This window comes from Fluctibacter halophilus (assembly GCF_020687825.1).
Classification (GTDB): domain Bacteria; phylum Pseudomonadota; class Gammaproteobacteria; order Enterobacterales; family Alteromonadaceae; genus Fluctibacter; species Fluctibacter halophilus.
The window spans coordinates 93,964-114,868 of sequence record NZ_JAJEWP010000005.1 but is presented as its reverse complement, the minus strand read 5'-3'; the positions used below and the strand labels follow the sequence as shown (position 1 = coordinate 114,868).

At 53.7% G+C, this 20,905-nt stretch carries 20 protein-coding genes; 9 read left to right on the top strand and 11 right to left on the bottom strand.

Features of this window, described 5'->3' with window-relative positions; genetic code table 11:
• Positions 1 to 15 precede the first annotated feature (15 nt).
• Entirely contained in the window at positions 16 to 1,512 is a 1,497-nt protein-coding gene (putP, locus tag LJ739_RS15150) for a sodium/proline symporter PutP (RefSeq protein WP_229161873.1), read from the bottom strand.
• 346 nt (positions 1,513 to 1,858) lie between these two features.
• Between putP and LJ739_RS15145 the strand changes: the two genes are divergently transcribed.
• Complete coding sequence (locus LJ739_RS15145) at positions 1,859 to 2,332, top strand: MarR family winged helix-turn-helix transcriptional regulator (RefSeq protein WP_324254910.1); 474 nt, start codon at positions 1,859 to 1,861, stop codon at positions 2,330 to 2,332.
• A 2-nt stretch (positions 2,333 to 2,334) separates the two neighbouring features.
• On the opposite strand, the gene LJ739_RS15140 is transcribed toward LJ739_RS15145, so the two are convergent.
• Positions 2,335 to 6,075, bottom strand: coding sequence for a translocation/assembly module TamB domain-containing protein (locus tag LJ739_RS15140; protein ID WP_229161871.1), 3,741 nt, complete (start codon positions 6,073 to 6,075; stop codon positions 2,335 to 2,337).
• Positions 6,072 to 7,802, bottom strand: a complete 1,731-nt coding sequence (locus LJ739_RS15135) for an autotransporter assembly complex protein TamA (protein WP_229161870.1) — start codon at positions 7,800 to 7,802, stop codon at positions 6,072 to 6,074. The genes LJ739_RS15140 and LJ739_RS15135 overlap by 4 nt, the downstream gene beginning before the upstream one ends.
• 196 nt (positions 7,803 to 7,998) lie before the next feature.
• Between LJ739_RS15135 and LJ739_RS15130 the strand changes: the two genes are divergently transcribed.
• The 4 genes from LJ739_RS15130 to LJ739_RS15115 are packed head-to-tail and all read left to right on the top strand — an operon-like array spanning position 7,999 to position 12,239.
• Positions 7,999 to 8,658 carry a methylamine utilization protein gene (locus LJ739_RS15130; RefSeq protein WP_229161869.1) on the top strand — a complete coding sequence of 220 codons (660 nt, stop codon included), beginning with the start codon at positions 7,999 to 8,001 and terminating at the stop codon, positions 8,656 to 8,658.
• 1 nt (position 8,659) lies between these two features.
• Positions 8,660 to 10,978, top strand: coding sequence for a putative bifunctional diguanylate cyclase/phosphodiesterase (locus tag LJ739_RS15125; protein ID WP_229161867.1), 2,319 nt, complete (start codon positions 8,660 to 8,662; stop codon positions 10,976 to 10,978).
• Positions 10,975 to 11,820 (top strand): DUF3034 family protein, encoded by an 846-nt coding sequence (locus tag LJ739_RS15120; RefSeq protein WP_229161865.1) that lies wholly within the window; start codon positions 10,975 to 10,977, stop codon positions 11,818 to 11,820. The genes LJ739_RS15125 and LJ739_RS15120 overlap by 4 nt, the downstream gene beginning before the upstream one ends.
• Positions 11,821 to 11,825: 5 nt before the next feature.
• Positions 11,826 to 12,239 carry a group I truncated hemoglobin gene (locus LJ739_RS15115; RefSeq protein WP_229161864.1) on the top strand — a complete coding sequence of 138 codons (414 nt, stop codon included), beginning with the start codon at positions 11,826 to 11,828 and terminating at the stop codon, positions 12,237 to 12,239.
• A gap of 10 nt (positions 12,240 to 12,249) precedes the next feature.
• Here the strand turns inward: LJ739_RS15115 and LJ739_RS15110 are convergent, their stop codons facing one another.
• Positions 12,250 to 13,230, bottom strand: coding sequence for a zinc transporter ZntB (locus LJ739_RS15110; RefSeq protein WP_229161863.1), 981 nt, complete (start codon positions 13,228 to 13,230; stop codon positions 12,250 to 12,252).
• The gene (locus tag LJ739_RS15105; protein ID WP_229161862.1) at positions 13,227 to 14,111 is read right to left on the bottom strand and encodes a mechanosensitive ion channel family protein; all 885 of its coding nucleotides are present in this window, start codon (positions 14,109 to 14,111) and stop codon (positions 13,227 to 13,229) included. The genes LJ739_RS15110 and LJ739_RS15105 overlap by 4 nt, the downstream gene beginning before the upstream one ends.
• Before the next feature lie 80 nt (positions 14,112 to 14,191).
• On the opposite strand from LJ739_RS15105, the gene LJ739_RS15100 reads away from it, so the two are divergent.
• Entirely contained in the window at positions 14,192 to 14,716 is a 525-nt protein-coding gene (locus tag LJ739_RS15100) for a hypothetical protein (protein WP_229161860.1), read from the top strand.
• Here the strand turns inward: LJ739_RS15100 and LJ739_RS15095 are convergent.
• From LJ739_RS15095 to LJ739_RS15080, 4 genes are all read right to left on the bottom strand, one after another.
• The gene (locus LJ739_RS15095) at positions 14,713 to 15,543 is read right to left on the bottom strand and encodes a mechanosensitive ion channel family protein (RefSeq protein WP_229162111.1); all 831 of its coding nucleotides are present in this window, start codon (positions 15,541 to 15,543) and stop codon (positions 14,713 to 14,715) included. The two genes, LJ739_RS15100 and LJ739_RS15095, sit on opposite strands and share 4 nt — an antisense overlap.
• A 10-nt stretch (positions 15,544 to 15,553) precedes the next feature.
• Positions 15,554 to 15,949: a DUF2391 family protein gene (locus LJ739_RS15090; protein ID WP_229161859.1), complete on the bottom strand. Its 396-nt coding sequence runs from the start codon at positions 15,947 to 15,949 to the stop codon at positions 15,554 to 15,556.
• An 89-nt stretch (positions 15,950 to 16,038) separates the two neighbouring features.
• Positions 16,039 to 16,407 (bottom strand): DUF413 domain-containing protein, encoded by a 369-nt coding sequence (maoP, locus tag LJ739_RS15085; RefSeq protein ID WP_229161858.1) that lies wholly within the window; start codon positions 16,405 to 16,407, stop codon positions 16,039 to 16,041.
• 138 nt (positions 16,408 to 16,545) lie between these two features.
• Positions 16,546 to 17,361 carry an RMD1 family protein gene (locus tag LJ739_RS15080; protein WP_229161857.1) on the bottom strand — a complete coding sequence of 272 codons (816 nt, stop codon included), beginning with the start codon at positions 17,359 to 17,361 and terminating at the stop codon, positions 16,546 to 16,548.
• Positions 17,362 to 17,541: 180 nt separating this feature from the next.
• On the opposite strand from LJ739_RS15080, the gene LJ739_RS15075 reads away from it, so the two are divergent.
• From LJ739_RS15075 to LJ739_RS15065, 3 genes are all read left to right on the top strand, one after another.
• On the top strand, positions 17,542 to 17,709 hold the full coding sequence (locus LJ739_RS15075) for a hypothetical protein (protein ID WP_229161856.1): 168 nt from the start codon (positions 17,542 to 17,544) through the stop codon (positions 17,707 to 17,709).
• Between the two features lie 21 nt (positions 17,710 to 17,730).
• Positions 17,731 to 17,961 carry a hypothetical protein gene (locus tag LJ739_RS15070; protein WP_229161855.1) on the top strand — a complete coding sequence of 77 codons (231 nt, stop codon included), beginning with the start codon at positions 17,731 to 17,733 and terminating at the stop codon, positions 17,959 to 17,961.
• A gap of 77 nt (positions 17,962 to 18,038) precedes the next feature.
• Positions 18,039 to 18,908 carry a LysR family transcriptional regulator gene (locus LJ739_RS15065; protein ID WP_229161853.1) on the top strand — a complete coding sequence of 290 codons (870 nt, stop codon included), beginning with the start codon at positions 18,039 to 18,041 and terminating at the stop codon, positions 18,906 to 18,908.
• On the opposite strand, the gene LJ739_RS15060 is transcribed toward LJ739_RS15065, so the two are convergent.
• Together LJ739_RS15060 and LJ739_RS15055 are read right to left on the bottom strand one after the other, a co-directional pair.
• Positions 18,905 to 20,242 carry a magnesium transporter gene (locus tag LJ739_RS15060; protein ID WP_229161851.1) on the bottom strand — a complete coding sequence of 446 codons (1,338 nt, stop codon included), beginning with the start codon at positions 20,240 to 20,242 and terminating at the stop codon, positions 18,905 to 18,907. The genes LJ739_RS15065 and LJ739_RS15060 overlap by 4 nt on opposite strands.
• A gap of 146 nt (positions 20,243 to 20,388) precedes the next feature.
• The gene (locus LJ739_RS15055) at positions 20,389 to 20,844 is read right to left on the bottom strand and encodes a thioesterase family protein (protein ID WP_229161850.1); all 456 of its coding nucleotides are present in this window, start codon (positions 20,842 to 20,844) and stop codon (positions 20,389 to 20,391) included.
• Between the last annotated feature and the right edge of the window lie 61 nt (positions 20,845 to 20,905).

Here is a 20,905-nt window from a genome sequence, read left to right as displayed (position 1 = left end):
GCTAAATTCCTCGTATTACTGTTGTTCGGCCAGAACCCGTTGCGCATTGGCAAAGGTATCCTGCACCGCTTGTTCGGGGGCCTCATCAAATTGGCAGATAAGCCAAATCACCACGCTACTGACGATGAAGCCCGGGATAATTTCATAAATAACGCTGCTCAACGCCTGCCCGTCCGCCAGTACCGGCGCATAGATCCAGAACAGGACCGTTGCGGCACCGGCCACAATACCGCCGATGGCGGCTTTGTGTGTCAGGTTGGCCTTGTACAAACTGAACAACACCAGTGGACCAAATGCCGCGCCAAAGCCAGCCCAGGCGTTACTGACCAGTGACAAGATGCTGTTGCTGCTGTCCAGTGACAGGAGCAGCGCCACAAACGCTACGCCCGCCACGCCATAGCGGCCAATCTTGACAGTTTCCTGATCGGTGGCTGCACGTCCGGCCTTCAGACGATAGATGTCTTCGGTTAATGAACTGGCAGACACCAGCAGCTGTGACGAAATTGTGCTCATGATGGCGGCCAGTATGGCGGCCATCAGGAAACCACTGATCACAGGGTGGAACAGAATTTCCGAAAACACGATAAAGATGGTTTCCGGATCGCCCACCTTCAGACCGAATTTGTTCGCGTAAGCAACACCCACCAAGCCCGTCGCCAAGGCACCAATAATGGTCACTGTCATCCAGCTCATTCCGATGTTGCGCGCGGTCTTGATGTCTTTCACCGAGCGGATCGCCATGAAACGCACGATGATGTGTGGCTGTCCGAAGTAACCCAGTCCCCAGGCCAGGCTCGAAATCACTGCGAGCAGGGTTGTGTCGTTAATCGCCTGATCAAACGTCGGAATCGACTCATACGCAGCACGCTGCATGTCACCGACACCATCAAATTGCATAAAGGCGACAATCGGCACCAACACCAACGCCACGAACATGATGCAACCTTGCACGAAGTCGGTCATGCTGACCGCCAAAAAGCCGCCTAACAAGGTGTACGACACAACCACCCCAAGGGTGATGACCAATCCGAGTTGGTAGTCCAAGCCAAACGCCGATTCAAACAGCTTGCCGCCGGCCACCAGCCCCGCGGAGGTGTACAGTGTGAAAAACAACACGATGATCACCGCAGAGATGATCCGCACACCGCGATCATGACTGCCAAACCGTTTCGAAAAGAACTCCGGAATGGTCAGTGCATCATCCGCAACCTCGGTGTAGACCCGAAGCTTAGGTGCAACAACGGCGTAATTAACCAACGCACCGAGCAACAAGCCCGCGGCAATGTACATCGTCTCGTATCCCAATAGAAACATGGCGCCGGGCAGACCCATCAGCATCCAGCCACTCATATCGGACGCGCCCGCAGACAACGCGGTTACATGGGGGCTGACCTGACGGCCGCCGAGAATGTAGCCAGACATGTCACTGGTTGATTGTCGATAGGCAAACAGCCCAATGCCAAGCATCGCCAGGAAGTAGATGGCCAGAGATACGTAGCTCATTGCATGCATGGTTGTGGTGTCTCCTCTGTTGTAATGACAGCGGGGCTGGCATTAGAATTCAACTCAATTAATTCGTATTCTAATCTTATTATGCCTGAAAAGCCGCCACTGGATCAAATCTGATTTTTCCCGAACGCCTTTACACCGCCCTAAATTGGAACTTTCACGCCACGTATGATAGGGTTTAACTCAATTTTTCGAAAAAGAACGTGGTAAGCACCACGTAAAATTTTGATTACAATACGTTTTACTTTGGGGTGTTAAAGCCGTGAAAGCGTCGGACAATTTATTTGAATTAAATGCAAACAAAGGTACTGAACCCACGGGTGTCAGGAAGAAGCATGATGATTTGCTCGTGTCGTTGCGTCGCGTGATCCGCGCGATAGACCTGCATTCGAAACAACTGAGCAAGGAAACGGGACTAACCGCGCCACAAATGATCGTGTTGCAGGAAATTGGCGCCCATGATGGTGTGATGGTTAAAGACCTTGCCAAACTGATCAACCTCAGTTCAGCGACGGTCACCAGTATATTGGATCGTTTGGAAGCCCGCGGTTATGCCGTGCGTTTGCGGTCCAACCATGACAAACGCAAAGTGGATTTACACTTAACGCCAGAAGGTCGTGCTGCGATCAAAGATGCCCCTACCCCGTTGCAGTCCCACTTCATTCGCCGCTTCGAAGCACTGCAGGAATGGGAGCAAACCCAATTATTGTCCACCATGCAGCGCATCGCCGAAATGATGGATGCCAGCGAGATTGATGCGGCGCCCGTATTGGATGTTGGCACTCTCGCCCAACACAGCTGGGCTGAAAACTCTTCCCGCTAGGTCTAGGGTTCGGGTTTGGTCGGCGCGGGCCTGATATCCAACTGGTAATACAGGTCCAACGCCTTGTTCAGGCCGCTGACGGCTTCCAGGTACAGCTTTGGCATCAGTTGGTAACGCAACGCGACTTCCGATGCGGAATCAAACACCCCAACGCCATAGCGAATTTGTACACCCGGCGCAATGTAGCCGGTTAGTGCCAATTGAGTAGCATCACCGTGCCCCCGGGTATCTAATGTCAGGTCATCAATGCCCACCTGACGACCAAGCTTTTGCACACTGTTTTCACTCTGACTCAGACCGAACCCGATCAGCGCATTGGCCAACATCGCATCCGCGGAGGTCTCTGTGCTGTTGCTTAGCCCTTGTCCCCGCAGCAGGTAAGACAACGCTTCTGGTTGGTTCATGGCGGGATCGCTGAACACCTCGATAGTGGGCGTTTCTGCCGCGCCTTGTATTCGCAACCCGGCCGTCACTCCATCCGCGGTCTTGATGGGGTCACGCACCGCCATAACGTCCAGTGACGGAGCATCTAGTGGACCATGAAACAGGATATCGCCCTGACGGATCAACAAATCCTGCCCGTAAGCTTTGTAACGCCCATCCAGCAAGCGCAATTCACCGTGCGCGCTCAGGTGTTTGTCTGCAGGCTGCTCCAGATGTAATTGGCCGCTAAGGTCTGCGGTCAAGCCAAATGCATCAAGCTTTACATCACCACTCTGGGTTGGGTCTATTCGCAACTGCACATCCAGCAGCAGGGCATTTTTGGTCACGTCCTGGTGGGATTGATTCACCAGCACCACATCCTCAGACGGACTCACCGCCGATGGGGGTAATTCACGGATATGCCAACGGGCATGAGGCACATCCAACTGCCCCTCAACTCGAAGCAGGCCGGATTGCCACTCTACATCGAGGTCAGGGCTTAGCGTTGTACGCAATCCGTTGGGCAGCTCAAACGTCATGTCTTTACCATTGACCGCCATTGTCAGCTTTGGAGATTCCCCCCAGCGGGCACTGCCCCGCATCGTTCCATGCCCCTCACCAACATTGAAACCACCGTCGACAAAAGCTTCCCGTCCGCGCAGTTGAATGTGTTGCTCAATATCGCCAAAACGGGCAGGTAGACCATCAGCGACTAACTGACCCTGACGGACATGAAACTCACCGGTCACGTCTGGCAACGCTGGTGTACCGGACAATGCAAGATGCCCATCGATGCTGCCATCCAGCTCATGTACCTGTGGTAACAGCGGCTTGAGTTGCGACAAATCGATACGCTGAATCGCCAACCGGCCGTCCAACGCCTGAGATGAAAACTGATAGGTGCCCTGTCCATCAATCGTGCCCAACTGGGGCCCTTCCAGCCGAACGGTCGACGTCATTGACTCACCGTGCCCCTTAACTGTCAGGCTTGCTTGAGACAATTGCAACTGACCCGGACGCTCGTGCCACTGCCAGGTCGACGGCGTCAATCGTATATCGCCATCAAAACGACCTTCTTGCCCCACCTGCCATTGACCCTGCGATGTCAGTGACAGCAATGCGTCAGTGCGTATCTCCCGCATGTTGGGCGCCAACTGCTGCAACCAAGGGGCAACCGGGACCTGCTCAATCCTAACTGCCCAGTGGAGGTTCTGATCGAGGTATCGAACATCGTCGATACACCATGAGGCGTGGTCGGATTGCCAACACACCGGCGCGAGCATGAAATAGGGTTTGGACCAATCGAGCGTTATGGCAGTATCGGTGTTCAATAGACTGAACCGGGTGTCCGCTGCTGCGGCATCGGCCTTGCTCAGGGTTCCTTGCCAGATACTGTCGGTGAGGTCTGTGGCCCCCGTGACTCGCCAATCGAGTACGACATCATCAGTGATCAGCGACAAATCCAGCGCGTGCTCCTGAAGCGAACCTTGTAGCCGAATGTCAATCATCTGGGCCTGAAGCTGCGACATCGACAGGCTCTCAAGATGAAGCTGCGCCGTGCCCTGAGGCAGCGTCAGTCCAACGCCCTCAGCATCGACGGAACCTCGCTGCAACGCCAGCCCTGCCAAATCAAGATCCTGGGCATTGCCCTGCACCTGCCATTGCAGCGATGTCAGATTTCCCCGACCCTGAGCCTCAGCGGTAAGTGCACCATGCCATTTGGGGTGCAATTGAGACAGATCAGGTGCGTTCACCTTCCAGGCGGTGTCGATAAATTGCCAGGTCGGCATTGTCACCCGACCCGTGGCCACGTTCTCACCGAGGATAATCTGCGCATTGGGGAGATCTAAACCCTGTTCAGCGGACATGGAGCCCGCAGCTGTGGCGCTCAATTTGCGCTCAAACCATTCTCCATCCAGATCCAGTTGTGGCCAGGTTAGCTGCCAGGTGTCGTCGCTCCAGATCCCCTTGAGTTGCCATTGACCATTTACCCGGGCATCGATAGTCGGGTACCACACGGCCGTGTCAACGCCAGAGGCCTGTCCAGACATCGCCACAGTGACCTCGTTGTCGACCGTGACCTTACCCGAGGCGGTCAGAATGCCTGCCGGGGTTTGGATGTCGAAGCGCTCCAGACTTGCACCCTGCAATCCGCCGCTCAGCGCAACATCCAGATTCAAGGGCTCGGTCAGGTCACCATAGTGGCCTTGCGAGGAAAGCTGCATCTGATAATCATTCCAGCGGCCGGACAGAGTCAGTTGTGCGCGCACCGGTTTTACATCGTCGGGCAACCACATTGATGGTACTGCTGACAGCGTCCCATTCAACGACAAGGGCAATTCCTGCGCAAGCCAGTTAACCTGCAATGCGCCATCGCCAATCAAGTCACCGCTGGCTGACCAGTTGAGGTGCCACTGCGTCAAATCCCCTTCAATCTGCGCTGACAGGGAGACTTGTTCGCTTTTATTGGCATGCTCAAGCACCAGCGCCAGTTGCTGCTGCCAGTCACGTCCCACACTGCCCGACAAACCAAGATGGCCTGTCGGCAACGTCTGATCAAAGGAGGACAAGGCCAGACCGCGTTCTGACAGTTCCAGTGATGTGTGACCTGCCCCGATCAACGGCGAGTGCTGCTGTCCCTGCAGGGTGACAACGCCGTGCCAGCGAGCGTCGCTAATCTGCACCGGCAACGGCACGCTGAGCGGCGCAAGCACGGGTGGTGTGTACTGCCAGTTGGCAATTGACTGTATAGTTAATGGCGCTGCGGGTCGCTGCCCAGAGGAATCTATCGTAACGGTGTCGACCCGCGCGGCACGGATCTCCAGCGACTGATGCAATGCAAGTTGTGTACTCACGCGCGGCACCGAGATGCGGGTTGCGTCGCTCAACTGCACGTCAATGTCGGTGACAACAAAAGCATGCACGTCAAAGGGTACTGGCATGACGAATGCCCCCGTTGGCGCATCAGAAGCGGGCGCATCCGCTGCTGCTGACTCGCTGAGCGTCACCGATAGTTGATCCAACTGCAGTAAACGTAGGCAGACACTGAAATCGAGCAAACAGGACCAATCCGGCGCAACAGTCAACGTAGCGGCCTGCACCGAAAGTCCCGGCTGCTGGAACTGCAACCGTCGCACCACTAACGCAGACAACAAGCTGCCCTGATCGTATTCCACCGCGACACCGTCGATACGACTGTCCACCTGCTCGACCAACCAGCGAGAACCCGGCGCGGTCACCAACAAAACGCTGACAACGGCAAACAACAATACCAATGCACCGACGGCCAGCAAAAGACGTTTAATCAACCTGTTGGTCATAAGGCCGGCCCCATGGCGAAGTGCAGACGCCAGGTTTGTTCCCACTCACTGTGTCCACGAGCCAGATATAAACGGATTGGGCCAACCGGTGATTGCCAGCTGACGCCCGCGCCAACACCTCGAGCCAGTCGATCAAAAGGCGTATTGGTGGCATTGCCCACATCCACAAATGTCATCAAACGCCACTGGTCACTGACCGGATAACTGTATTCCACACTGGCAACGTTCAGATACCGACCGCCTTCCAGCTTACCGTCTTTGCGCGGCGCCAGTGACTCAAACGCAAAGCCACGTACACTCTGATCGCCCCCTGCGAAATAGCGCAGACTGGAGGGCACTTTCTGAAAATCATTGGTCGCGATGGCGCCAAGCTCCAAACGGGCCGTGAGGCGGTGCGAGCCATAGCTACGCAACCAGGCCGAAGAGAAGGTCAGGCGCGAGAAGTCGATATCTGACACAAGGGCCCGGTCGGCCACTTCAAAGGTCAGCAACTGTCGATCACCCCAATGCACATCCAGCCCACCACGGATTCGATGGCGGGAAAGGGTTGCGCCCGGGATCAACAAATCAGTGGTCCTGGCTGGCTCCGTTCCTTGCTGGAAATGCTCGCGCTCAAAACGGATAAAACTGATCCGCTTCCAGTCAGAAAACGCCTGCCCCCAATGACGTTGGATGGCGAGGGTGTAGGTTTCACTGTTGGTGTCGTTATCATCCTCGGCTTTCAGCCCGGCCTGGATACTCAGATAGTTTTCCAGTGGGTCTTCCAGCGGGATCTTGTAACGCGCGGTCAGCGACTGGCGGGGTGAAGACAGAAACAACTCGCTAGTGACACTGTGACCGCGCCGGTTGACCCACGGACGCTGCCATTTAACACTGCCCCGCGGTCCGGTATCGGTCGAAAATCCCACACCAAAGTTAAACGTATCGCGGGGTTTGGCTGTGGCGATCAATTCAATCGGAATGTGATAATCGATTGCCTTGTTCACCAATGGCCGGGCAACCACCTGCTGGAAGTAGCCGGTTTCCTTAAGGCTGCGGTTGAACTCACCCAATAGGCTGGCCTTGTAGGGGTCGCCGGTAACAAAGGGTTGTACCTGACTGATCAATACCTGTGCCCGTTCGGAAGCGTCCATCATCACCTCACCGAAGGCATATCGCTGTCCGGTATCAAAGTGCAGAACGATGCGACTGGTATATGCCGCCTCATCAATCATGATTTGTTGGGTCGTGAAATGGGCATCAAAGTAGCCATGTTGGGCAGCCACACTGGCTAGTCGGGATTTAAACGTGGCATAACCGGGCTGATCGAGTATCACGCCGGCTCGAGGTGCAAGCTTGGACACCACCGCCATCAACGTAGCATCGCTCTGGCCTGCCCCATGCAATGCGACATCAGCCTCTACCACCTTAATCCGCGGACCGGGACGCAAATCAAGATCCAGGCGCTGACAATCGGTGCTGACTGACAATTCGTCAATCTGCAACTGGTAATAGCTCAATCCTTGCCCGGCTCGGACAACGGCCTGGCGGGCAGCATCCAGGTGTTCTTCGAAAACCGGACAGGCGGCGTCTTGGGGCTGGGCGACCCAGGCCAGCATAGACAAGTGCGCGCGGATGTTGTCCGTCAACGCACTGTGCTCGGTGCCACGCACGACAATCTCCATTGCCCCGACACCGACACTGGCAAACAACAGCAATCCAATTCCGAGTTGTCGTATACCCTTCATGGTAATCATTGTATCCCAAAAAAACGACGCACTCAGACGCCACCACTGATGTGGATTCACATTCCGTTTATGCTTCACTGAAGGTGACTTGTCATCACCAACGATGCTCATGTAGCATGGGTAAAAAATTCACTGGAGATCAACGTACTGCCAAGGTAATCCAGGTACCTGTCAGGTTCATACGTTGAAGGTCATCATGACAATATTGTCGGTCATTATACCGTTTACTGTACAGCGAATTTGTCGCACATTGGTGGTCTGTCTCCTCACGTCGGTATCGATGAACCTCGCCGCCAAACAGGTCCAGATCGTCGATCAGCACGGACAACCGGTTCAGGATGCCGTGGTCAGCTATGCTGATACTCTCCCGGCAACGCCGCTACCGATGGCGGTAATGGATCAGGTCGACAAGCAATTCTTACCTCATGTTCTGGTGATCAATAAAGGTCAACAAGTGGCCTTCCCCAACAGCGACAATGTACGCCATCACGTGTACAGCTTTTCGGCCCCAAAACCTTTTGAAATCAAACTCTTCAGTGGTACTGAAGCGGCACCTGTCGCCTTCGACAAACCCGGCATTGTGGTGTTGGGCTGCAACATCCATGATCAAATGATTGGGTTTATTTATGTGGCGGATCAAGAAACGGCGTTGCTGACCAATACGCAGGGGCGAGTCGATGTACCTGACACCCTCAACGAGGTGTATGTGTGGCACGAGCGGCTGTCGAGCAGTCAAACGGTGCGCGAGAAAATGGCGTTAGTTGATGGTCAACCGCTGCAGGTCAACCTGGTCGCGGAAAAAGTGCCGGAAAAGACCAGTAAAACATTCGGTTCTCGCTTTGGAAAGGGAAACTAGGGTGAGTCAGCGCTCACTTAATCAAAGCATTCTGCGCCTGGTCGTAGGCTTGGTGCTGTTGACCGCACTGACCATCCTGGCCAATGTGTGGACAGCTACCAGCGAACAAGCCCGTAACCAGGTCGACCGCGAATTAACCGTTGCCGAGAACGTGTTACGCCAGGCCCTCGATAGCCGCGCAGCGCAGTTGTATAACTCGGCCTCCGTACTGACCGCTGATTTTGGTTTCAAACAAGCGGTGGCAACCCGGGACCGCAACACCATCGAAAGCGTATTGCTGAATCATGGACAGCGCATTGAAGCCGACCTGATGGCAGTGACCAGCCTGAAAGGTGATATTGATGTCATGTCACCGGCACTGGTCGCGACTGGCCAGCGGATCGTTGCCCCCGGCATTCGCGAAAACGTACTGCAGCAAGGGGGTACGATTGCCTTTCTGCTCATCGATGGGCGCCTTTATCAAACCATGTTCCTGACGGTAGACGCGCCAACGCCAATCGCCATCGCGATGGTAGGGTTCGAAGTTGATCAAGGACTGGCCCGCCAATTAAAAAATATCACGCGCCTGGAAACCACCATCCATGCAATCCCGGAACAAGGACCCGATGCCTGGATCAGTACCCTGCCAGACGATCAGAAAGACGGCGTGCTGTCCCAGGCCTCGCTGTCCTGGTTAGCGTTATTGACCGTCGACAGTCAGCAATACCTGTCGCAGCAATTTGATTTGAACAGCGACTACGGATTAACCGTACAAATTATCCTGTCCAGCGAGTTGTCCAGCCAGTTTGAAGCATATCGTGCCTTGCAAGCCAACATCAGCCTGATCGCCTTACTGGCCATTGTACTGTCCTTGTTGATTGCTTTTTGGCTGGCGCGCAAGGTCGCCCGTCCCATCGTCTCATTGGCCGGGGTGGCAGATGCCATTGCCAGAGGCGACTACCAGCCCAGAGAGTCGGTGAATTCTGAATTACAGGAATTCAATCAACTGTCTGAAGCCTTTGAAGTCATGCAGGGCAGTATCAAAGAGCGGGAAGATCGAATCGTTTACCAGGCCAACCACGATCCGCTGACTTTGCTGCACAATCGTTACCACATTGAAACCCTGCTGGAAGACAAATTTGCCAGCTCAGAGGGCTTCCAAACCATTGGTATCAATATCTTTGGTTTTCGGGGTATCAACGACGTGTTTGGTTACCACAATGGCGACCAGTGCCTGCGCGAGCTGGCCAGCCGCGTTGCGGCTCTGGGTGGCATGGCGGCCCGGCTGACCGGGGGTGAACTGTTGTGGATCCCCACCCAACCTGTTGATCAACAGACCCTTGAACGGGTCAAGCAGAAGCTGGAACAACCCATCGAGTCAGACAACGTGGTTATCAACCTCAAAGTTGCCATGGGGATCCTGACTTGTCCCGAGGATGCATCATCCCCGGAACACCTGTTCCGGCGTCTGAACATCGTGCTGGATGAAGCACAAATCACCCGCCAGCTGATCCTGCCCTACGATACAATGCTAGAGCAGCGCTACTTACGCCGCTTATCGATCATCAGTGAACTAAAGCGCGCGCTTGTAGAAGATGACGATCAACTCTCGGTGGCTTATCAGCCCAAACTGAACCTTAAGCAAGGGCGCATCACAGGGGTAGAAGCGTTATTACGCTGGAATAACCCCGCATTGGGCTTCGTATCACCGGATGACTTTATCAGCGTTGCCGAGCAGGCAGGGTTTATCGGTCAGGTAACCGATTGGGTGATCAATCGTGTGGTCAAGGATATACAGGGCTTCACCGCGGCAGGCATCTCGCTGAACGTTGCGATTAATCTGTCAGCCCAGGATGTCCTCAATCAGCAGCTTCTGCCCGGCGTTCTGTCGTTACTGGATAGACACGGCGTGAGTAAAGATGCCCTGTCGTTTGAAATTACCGAAAGTGATCTGGTTAAAGATCCGAAAGCCGCCATCGTTCACCTGCAAGCAATTCGTGATGCCGGCTTCAGCCTGGCAATCGACGATTTTGGCACCGGGTATTCCTCGATGGCCTATCTGAAAAACCTGCCGGTAAATACCTTAAAAGTAGACAAAAGCTTTGTTCTGAACCTCGACAGTGAACCAGGTGACCAAAATATCGTACAAACGGTTATCGAGCTGGCCCATACCTTTGATATGTCAGTGGTTGCGGAAGGTATTGAAAACCAGCCATCGCTGCAACTCTTGGCCGATTGGGGCTGTGAATGGGCACAAGGTTACTTCATCTGCAAACCCATCCCGGCACAACAGCTAATAGACTGGTACGCACAACATCAACACACGGACTGGCTTTCATGACATTATCACGACTGCGAATACTACTGGCTTTCACCCTCACGTTGAGTGGGCTAAGCCACGCCGGTGACGGTAAATTGCTGGGTACGGCCGGACTACTGCAGCTTGAGGGCAGCGGCGGTGGCGGTATCGTCCCCTGGGCCACACTGGCGGGCTATGACTCCCGTGAGCAAACCTCGTTGTCAGCCTTCACCACACAAGTGAATGTGGACGATTATCGCCTGCTGTCTTACGGGGTCAGTGCGTCATGGCATGACCGCGTCGAAGTGGGTATTGCCCGGCAGCGCTTTTCAATTAAGGCGCTGGGGGCTGATATCTCAAAAACTATCTTTTCCGCTAAGTATCGCCTGTACGGTGATGTGGTGTATTCACGCTGGCCGCAGCTGAGTATCGGTCTGCAACACAAGCGTTTGCAGGACGGTGCCATCGCCAGCGCGGTTGGTGCTGCGGATAACAACCACGGTACCGATTTCTACTTGGCCGCCACCAAAGTACACCTCGGCGCCATCGGCGGTTACAACGCGGTTTGGAATCTGACCGCCCGGGCAACCAAAGCCAATCAGATGGGATTGCTGGGATTCGGTGGCGCCGACAACGATAGCTATGAACTGATGCTTGAAGCGTCAGCCGGTATCCTGTTCTCCCGTCATCTTGCAGTAGGGGTTGAATATCGTCAGAAACCGGACAATCTGGGCCTGGGTGAGGATGACTGGGCCGACGTCTTTATTGCCTACATGCCCTCCAAGGATTTCAATATTACTCTAGCATGGGCAGAGCTGGGCAGTATTGCTGGCGCCGATGACCAGCGAGGTCTGTACGTGAGCATAAACGGGCAATTGTGGTGACTATGATGAAACAACTTGTTGGCGTTTTATTGGCAGTACTGATCAGCGCTTGTGCGTCAAACCAAGCCAGCGTCTATCAGCAACTGGGTGGCGAAGCCAAAGTGGCTGAAATCGTCGATAACTTTATCCTCGAAATCGGCATGGATCCGATCATGCTGTGCTACTTCGAAGACAGCAACATTGACCGGTTCCGCGACAAAATGCAGGAGCATCTGTGCATGCTGACCGGCGGTGGCTGTACCTACACCGGCGACACCATGGAACAGGTCCACGGCGGCATGAAGATTACCGAAGCCCACTTCAATCATGGTGTGGATTTATTCATCCGCGCAATGGATAAAGCCGGGGTGCCCCACCGTCTGCAAAACCAGGTTCTGGCACAAATGGCCCCGACCCGCGAGGACATGATTTACCGCTAACCCGGTTGTTTTATAGCCAGCGCTTCCACAGCATCCCCACTAGCATCACCGCCGCCGCTCCGGCCATGAACATGGCCAGATGGGTAAACGCTTGGGGATCCTCGGTACCCGGTAATCCAGCGACATTCATGCCAAACACGCCGGTTAAAAACGACAGCGGCAGGAAAATGGCTGTGATCAGGGACAACACATACATCCTCATTCCCTGTTGTTCTGCAATACGGTTGCGCAGTTCATCCTGTAGCACCATGGCGCGCTCCTTGGCCAGGTCCAGGTCCTCAACATAGCGTGTCATGCGGTCCGTCTGCTCACGCAGCCAGAACACATCGTCTTTCGACCACCCTTCGCTGAGTCGATACATGGCATCCAGCGCATCTCGCTGTGGCGCGAGGTAACGTCGGATCGCAGCTGCCTGACGACGCAACTCTGACAACTGCAAACGGGCGCGGTTATCCAGTTGCTCGCGAGCCTCAAAATCACTCAACGCTTCGTCCAGGTCATCCACCGTTTCACTGATACGATCCGCGATGCGGGTAATGATACGCAGCACCAGATCGATGGGCGACGTCGGACCTTCGCCTTGATCCAGTGTCGCCTTCACGTCCTGTACCGACATCAAACGCCGATTACGCCGCCGCGCCGTGACGATACGATTACCATCGATCCACACCCGCAATGACACCATGTCCTGGGGGTCTGCGTCGGGATTACGGTTAATGCCGCGCAGAAACAGCAACACACCATTGTCCATCGTCATGGCCTTGGGTCGGGTTTCAAGGGCGCACAAACCATCACACACAGATTCCGGTAATTGCATACGCGAAAGTAGTGTCAGCGCATCGGCGTTGTCACTTTGCAAATGTACCCATTGATAGCCACCGTCCGGCGGCTGATCGATGATGTCAGGTCCCTGGCTTACCAGCTTGCCAGTGGCGTCGATGTTACAGGCCCACAACAGCGGTGTGGCGGCTTCGTGTTGCTGATTCGTCATGCATCCGTCTCCGAAAGAGGCTGCCGGCTGGGCCGTTGCAGCACCAATTGACCATCAATGTGCACATCCCGCTGAGGAAAGGCAATAACGATCCCGGCTTCACGAAACAATGTATCGATACGAAAGCGAATATTGCTGCGTATGACACGCAAATCCCTGTCTGCACTGGCGTTGACCCAGAAAAACACCTCAAAGGCCAGCGCGTTGTCGCCAAAATCATCAAAAATAACCAGTGGTGCCGGATCCGGCAGCACCTCGTCCTGTTCATTCGCCGCTTGCTCTATCAGACGGGCAACGTCCTGACAGGGAGAGCCATAGGCAACCCCAACCCTGACCGTTGTGCGGGTCAGATTGTCCACCAGCGTCCAATTGACCACCGTGTTTTCCAATAACTTGCTGTTGGGGATCAGCATATGAACACCGTCGGTGCGTCGGATACGGGTCGAACGGGTATTGATCGCTTCCACCCTCCCCCGAGCCTCTTCGACTTCCAGAAAATCACCAATCCGGATGGGACGCTCCCACATCAGTATCCAACCGCTGATAAAGTTGTTGATGATGTTCTGTGCTCCAAAGCCAAACCCGATGGCCACCGCGCCGGACAAGAAGGCGAACGCGGTCAATGGCACATTCAGCACGTCCAGCGTGGTGATCAACAGCACGATCAGACCAACAACATAAAACAGCCGTTTGGCCAGGTGCACGACATCGGCGCTAATGCCTTTTTTGATCAAGCGTTTGCTGAGCTGATGGGCCAGCCATTTGAGGGTTAACAAGCCGACAATGACCACCGTCGGAGCGAGTAGTAACTCCCCCAGTGTGAACGTGTGATCAGCCAGCGTGAACAATGGCATGGCCAACAGATCAATCAATTCTTGCATTGCAATCCTCTACTACGTGGTTTTTTTTCTGCATCATTCTGTTCTACTGTATACCTTAGTCCTAAAACTGGATAGCCATCATGAAGTCATTGTGTTTTTGTGTCGCGTTGTTGTGCCTCTGCACCTGCCACTTAGCGCTGGCCGCCAGCGACGTGACTGTGCCAAGTACAGAAATCGAACGTCAGGTACTTGCCCAATTTCCCTTCGACAGGACGTATAAAAACACCAAAGCCCATTTCTTCAATCCGCTACTCAACATCGATCCCTTGGACGACACTGTCGAAATCGAGGTGCAACTTCGCTCAACCGATGATCAGGGGATGCTATTACTGACGGGCACCTTACAAGGGACACTTTATTACAATCCCATCCAGCGCACACTGGCGCTCAAGCGTCCGCGCTTACACGACGTGGTCATTCTCGAAGACAGCCTTAAAGACAGCCATGAAACCTTACGTGATATTCGTCAGACCATTGGGCAGAGCCTGCCCGACATCATTCTGCTCAGCACTAAGTCCCTGAAACCCGATGGCAAAGAATTGATCCTACCGTCCTCTGAACCCACCATTCGGGTGGTGCCACAAGGCCTGCTGCTGACCTTCTAGCTGGCCGGTAACAGCGCCTTTTGGGCAAACCACATGTGCATAAAATCAGCGGTCAGGGCATGTTCGATTTCCAACGCCCGGTCGGTCGGGCAGAAGATGGTGAATTCGACTTCAGTATCGCCCAGTTCAGAGGTAGCAACCCGGATAGACGGATCCGGGCCGGTAATTTTCACGTCCAGGCGCCGTTCGATAATCTGGTTGTAGCGCACCGCCACATCGTGAAAGTCTTCACAGTAGCTGTTGGCTTTGGCCAGTAGCTCATCCAGAAACACAAACGGGTTCACACTTTCATCACGCACGATGGTGAAACGGTGTGTGGCGTAACGTTTGAGGAAGTTCAGGTTTTTGATCGCGCTGGATATCAATTTGTTATTCGGGATGAACAGGGTTTTCCCGGTATATTGGTAGGTCTCCAAGTCCACTTCCAGCAAGGTGGTTTTGATCCAGTCGGTGGCATTGACTTCGCCGACAAATTCGCCCACCTGGATCCAGTCTCCGATGCGAAAAGGTCGAGTCGAGATCAGGTAGAAGAAGCCAATCAGACATTGAATGAATTCACGGGTGGCCAGCACGATCGCCACCGCAAACGCGGCAATGGACAGGGCAAACTGCTGAATTTCCGACGCCCAGATCCCCAACAGCAGAATGATCATCAGAAAATTGAGGAAATTCTTGATGTTGTTGACCAGATCCCGGCGGTCTTCGCGCTTGCTCTTGGCCCGTTTACGCACACCTTTAACCGCCAGATACTTGATGCTTAACAGCAACAGCGGTATCAGAATGGTCAGCACTACCTTGGAATTAAAAATGGCGAGCAAGGTATCCATAAAGGGCATGTTACTCCTTATCTAAACTGTCAACGATGATGGCCCCCAACGAAGCGGGCATGGCAATAATAACAGCCCGTCGCAGGGCCACCACAGGCTCCTCAAGCAACGGTAACTTATCCAAACAAAACAACACGCAGGCCACAACCACCAGGGTGATCCCATAGGCAATCACAATGCGCAGCACAAAACTGCCCCAGCGGTACTCAACCGCCCCTTGAAACAGGCTGAAATAGGCGTAGTGGGCGACAAAAACCAGCGACAATAGCACCAGCAATATCAGGTTGATGGTCGGCAGCCTCACCGCCATGTCCCATGCTTCCTGAGAAAATGCGATCGGTAGCGCCATGGCAAACGCACCAATGGCAATCTGGCTGGCATCTTCAGTATTGAAAAAAAGGTTCATGATGGCGTCGGCTGATCGTTTGTTGGATCACCTTATCACGCCACTGAAGGAAGGCAAATGCCCCACAGTGGTTGGTGGGGCATCAACAGTTAGGCTACAACGTCGAAATCGTCTTCGCTGTAGTCATCGATGTCATCATCGTTACCCGCAGCATTGCGGTTGGTACTGTGCAAGGTGAAAAAAGCGCGACGCCCCCTGGCCAGTTTGATGTATTTCAGCCAGCATTTTTCGACAGCGGTCTGTGCCTCTGCCTGGCCCTGTGCAACGGCCACAAACCGCTGCTCTTCATCTGTTTCGGGCGCCAGACGCCCTTCTTCAAGCGCTAGCAGTGTTTGACCATAGGTTGTTAGGCATTGTGCTTCACTGATGCTGAAATCACCGGATTTACGAAAACCGTAAGGAAAACGCTTCGCATCACTGAAAGGTCCAGTACCTTTGCGAATATCCACATTTACCATTGTAATACCCCCACAGACGGACCCAGTCGGGCCCTAAAATCAATCTCAGGTGTCTTTTAAAACAGCGAGCCGGAAAAGAAAAACAAAAAAAATTGTTCCTATCCAGAAAAAATATCTATCCAGATTGTCATCAAATGATCACTTGGGTATGAAGTAGATAATGATGTCTACAGCGATCAACACGATGATGATCCACTCCAGAAATGCACTGTGTTTGTGATTCTGTTCCGCCGCCAACACTTCAAACAATTCCTGAATGGTTTCCAGCTTGATACGCAATAATTCGATACGGGGAGTGATTTCCAGGTATTTTGCGATCACCTGATACAAAGGCTCATGGGAGGGGTGATCCCAGAAAAACTCTGGCGTATCCAGCAAACTGAAGTGCAGCAGGATGTCACTTTTGGTCTGAAACAGTGATCCGCGCAGCTTGGCCAGCGCTTTGCGTGAAAGTGGAATTTTGCCGGTTTCGGCCAGCACCTGCGTCAGGTACTGATTGTCCGCAATGGTCTGCTCGGCTTTACTCTCAAAATCACCCAGCTTAGCGGACTGCGCTAGCGCATGGCTGGCGGCCAGCATGGTCAGCGTGTCTTCACCCGGTAAGGAAATTTCGTCATTGACCATGGCCACCGGCTGACCGGATTTCAGGTTGCACGCATAGCGTTCTTCATCAATGCCAGCGCGCATGCCCTGGGCATGAGGGACCAACTTGGCCATTAAATCGCGCGTTTGATCAGCACTCATTCCCCAACTGATCACCACGCCATACTCAAACACAAAACCATCTGCACCGGCCAGGCGCACATGCAGCGCATCACGGTATTGACGTGTTTCATGATGTTCAACCAAATCCATGGCCAGACCTGACAAATCAAAATTGTCTGCCACCACGTAGGTGACGATACGCTTGGCATTCACATGCACAGGTTCAACTGGCAAATTTTTATGTTCCACAAAGGTGGCTCCGAAACCGTTTACTGGCCAGTGGTCGACGCGACCAACGGCCGCGCTTTGTACCACATTCCCCTGCATTTACCGTGACAATTCTTTTTATCCTGACGAGTAATTTATTTCGTTTCCTATTTTTATCCTAAACTCAATAATGATTGTCAGTGTTAACCGAGTAAGTAAGCAATGAGTAAAGACTATCGTTACACCAAAGAAGATTGGGATGACGGTGACGACGTGTTCGCTGAGGGTAAAAACCGCAAGGGACATCGTCGGGATGATGAAGAAAAACAGCAGCGCGCCATGAAGCAAAGGGCGAAAGCCCGACGCCGACAAAACAGCGAACTGCACTGATTTCACGATTCGAGGTAATCAATGAAACATTACGCTATGGCGCTTGCCGCTACCATGGTGTGGGTAAGTGCGGCCCACGCTCAAGAAACTCCGGATGCCGAACTGCTGAACGATCTGAAGGGATACTGCCTGGAGCTGGCTGAAGAAGATGGCCTGACCGACGCTGCTGAGAAAGACGCTTATGTGTTGAATTGCGTCAATGAAGAGCTCGAAGCTGAAGGCTACGCACCCATTTCGTCACTCGAAAACTGATCCGTGCGGAGGTTGCCGACCGGCAACTTCCGACATTTTCCTTTGTATCTCACTTGCCTATTGGCGACATTTTGCGTATGAAGCTAATTAATCGCTGGCAATTGACCGATGCAATGGACGTACGATTTTTAACAACCTTCCTGGAAGTCTCTCAGACCCGCCACTTCGGCAAAGCCGCCGAAAACCTGTATCTGACCCAATCGGCGGTCAGTGCGCGGATTAAGTTACTCGAAGAGTATTTCAATACAGCATTGTTCGTGCGTCACAGAAACAGCATTCAGTTAACCGCTGCAGGAGAAAAACTGCTGCCGTTTGCACAGCAAATCTCAGCCACCCTGGCCGAAGCCCGCAAAGAACTCAGCGAAGAAGATGTTGATTACCTGGTGTGTGCTGCAACCCCCAACGCCAGTGAGCTGTATTTGCATGATGCCCTGTCGGGCCTGCAACAGCGGTTTTCCAACCTGTCGATTCGGGCTGAAATCTATTCCATTGAACAGATTTCACGTCAACTGCACGAACGCAATATCGACGTAGCCTACACCCTGGATCCATTAAAGTCTGATGAGGTGGACCAAATCGCGGTACATCAGGACAGTCTCAGCCTGTACGGTTACAAGGTTGATTCAATGGAAGAAGCGCTGGCCCGCTACATCCATATTGACTGGGGCAACAAAATCTCTGATCACATCTACCAGCAGTTTCCACAGGCCCGACGGGCAAAACTGCGCACCAGCAGCTACCGCGTGGCGCTGGACAGCTTCTTTGATGACTGTGGCTGTGCAGTGTTGCCTGAGCGCGTCATTGCCCAACATCCTCGCAGCAAAGACATTGTCCGGCTGGAAGACCTGGACATGGCATTAACCACATACCTGGCCTACATGAAAGACATCAAACATGCTGGACTGGAAGATGTCATCGCCTTTCAACGCCCGGCCGAAACCGCCTAAAGCAACCACCAGGTCCCCAGTCCGAGAAACGCGACAAATCCGACAATGTCAGTGACCGTCGTCAGGATCACCGATCCCGACAGGGCCGGATCAATTTTCAGCTTGTCCAGTGCAATGGGGATCAGCACGCCGGCGAACGCGGCAGCGACAATGTTCATCAATATCGCCATGCCAATAACAACGCCAATCAGCGGATCGGAGAACCACACACTTGCCACGATACCGATGACGATGGCCCAGACCACGCCATTCAGTCCGCCCACACTGAGTTCTTTGACAAGCAAGGCGCGCCGGTTACCGCCGGTAACCTGGCCCAACGCCAGACCCCGGATGATCAGGGTCAGTGTCTGACTCCCCGCAATACCACCCATGCTGGCCACAACCGGCATCAGCACAGCGAGCGCCACAACTTGCTGCAACGTCGCTTCAAACAGCCCTATGAACCAGGATGCCAGAAACGCGGTGAGCAGATTGATGCCCAACCATACCGCACGACTGCGGGCGCTTTTTTTCACCGGTGCGAACAAATCCTCTTCTTCGTCCATACCGGCGGAGGCCATCAATTGACGCTCATAGAATTCGTTGACCAACTCACTGGCAGTTGCAATGTCCAGACGGCCCAACAATTTATTCGATTCATCGACCACCGGTAACGCCGAGAAACCCGACTTCTGCACCAACAGTGATGCCTTGGTACAATCCTCTTCCGCCTTCACGATATCGATTTCTTCTTCGCTCAAGTCCACCAGCGGCACGTGCTCCGGAGCCCCAATCACATCCGTCAGACGCACCACCTCAGCAAACTGGCCGGCGCGATTGATCAGAAAAATGCTGTCGGTGTGTTCGGGCACCTCGCGGCGCAGCAGGCGCATGGCGTCGCGGACCTTGGCCGACAGCGGCAGTACCAATACATCGTGGCTCAGCCAGTGACCAATCTGGTCATCACCAAATTGACTGGCGTCACGGAAAAACTGGCGTTGCTGCTTGTCCATCGCGCGCAATGCAGAATCGACCAACTTATTCGGTAGCGAATCAGCCAGTTCAAGCAACTGTTCAGCATCGATATCACTGAACAGACCTTCCCATTCTTGCTGTTCAGTACTGTCTATAAGGACTTCACGGGCATCACCACGCATCGCCACCAGCACTTCCAGTTTGCGGTGACGGGCGATGGAATCCCACACATTGAGTCGCTGCTCCTGGGGTAACGACTCCAGCAGCAGGGCCAGTTCATCGGTGTCTCTGGCTGCAACAATATTAGACACGGCGGCCGCGTCGCCTTGTTCCGGCGCACTGACGACCTCCTGAATGAGGGTTGGTAAAGGTTCAGCCACGAAAACTCCTTGTTGTTGTATATGGCCTTGGCGTGCAGGCCGCAACGAACATCTCGAATAACCTATAGCGTATGACGAAGGCAGATGCGACCCCGCCAGCATTACATGTCCGCACAAAAGGGCCTGGCACGAATGCCGCTTTGGTACTAGCCAATCATATACGTACCGGTACCAAAGGCGATATGAGTACCTTGTTCATTGTGCAATTCCATACGGCAAACTGCGACTTTATTGCCCTTGCGGATCACCTCGGCGGTGGCAATGAATGCCTCACCCTTGCCCGGGCGCAAATAGTCGACCCGCATGTCAATGGTACCGACCTTGGGCAGATGGGCGAGAAAATCGTCATTGTTCAACGCATCAACGTCTTTAACAGCGTACAGGATCGCCATCAATCCACCCACCGTATCCAATACCGCCGCGGTGACTCCACCGTGAAGTATCTTCTGAAACGGATTGCCCATTAAACGGTCACTCCAGGGTAGGTGCACTTCAACCCGCTCATTGTCCAACGCATGGATTTGCAAACCCAGCAATTGGTTAAACGGCATTTGCTGACTGAACAAATCAGTGATTTTTTGGGCAAGTTGTTGTGGTTGCATAAGGTTCCTGCTAAGGGTAGGGCGTCGGATATCATGGTCGCATATTTTAACCGAAAATGCC